Raw genomic sequence first — 564 nt, 5'->3', positions numbered from 1 at the left:
ACGGGTCGGCGTGCGCCGCCGGCGCAGTCGCCACCGCGTAGACCCCGATGCCACCGGTCAGAGTGGCCAGCAGCGCCAAGACAAGCGAAAGCCTCTTGATCACCCTTCTCATCAGATTCTCCTGATCAGCAATTGCCGCACGGTTCGGCGTGCGCCGCCGGCGCAGTCGCCACCGCGTAGACCCCAATACCACCGGCCAGCGAGGCCAGCAGCGCAACGGCAAGTGAGAACCTCTTCAGTACGGTCTTCATCGGATTCCTCCGGTCAGCAGGTACTGCACGGGTCGGCGTGCGCCGCCGACGCAGTCGCCACCGCGTAGACCCCGATGCCACCGGCCAGCGAGGCCAGCAGCGCAACGGCAAGCGAAAGCCTCTTGATCACCTTTCTCATCAGATTCTCCTGATCAGCAACTGCCGCCGCACGGTTCGGCGTGAGCCGCCGGCGCAGTCGCCACCGCGTAGACCCCAATGCCACCGGCCAGTGAGGCCAGCAGCGCAACGGCAAGTGAGAATCTCTTCAGCACGGTCTTCATCGGATTTCTCCGGTCAGCAGTTACTGCACGGG

Annotated in this window: 3 protein-coding genes; all 3 read right to left on the bottom strand. The window is 64.9% G+C overall.

The annotated features are described in order from the left end of the window. Nucleotides 1–125: 125 nt before the first annotated feature. From ACM6JT_RS27155 to ACM6JT_RS27145, 3 genes are read right to left on the bottom strand one after another with little or no spacing between them, the layout of a single operon-like run. A complete protein-coding gene (locus ACM6JT_RS27155; protein ID WP_414857667.1) occupies nt 126–251 on the bottom strand; it encodes a hypothetical protein in 126 nt (41 codons plus the stop codon). A 13-nt stretch (nt 252–264) separates the two neighbouring features. Beyond that, nucleotides 265–390, bottom strand: coding sequence for a hypothetical protein (locus tag ACM6JT_RS27150; protein WP_414857666.1), 126 nt, complete (start codon nt 388–390; stop codon nt 265–267). A gap of 13 nt (nt 391–403) precedes the next feature. Continuing rightward, entirely contained in the window at nt 404–532 is a 129-nt protein-coding gene (locus tag ACM6JT_RS27145) for a hypothetical protein (RefSeq protein ID WP_414857665.1), read from the bottom strand. Nucleotides 533–564: the final 32 nt, after the last annotated feature.

The organism is Burkholderia sp. IT-111MI5 (genome assembly GCF_949752865.1).
GTDB classification, from domain to species: Bacteria; Pseudomonadota; Gammaproteobacteria; order Burkholderiales; family Burkholderiaceae; genus Burkholderia; species Burkholderia pyrrocinia_C.
This window is presented reverse-complemented; position numbering and strand designations above follow the sequence as displayed.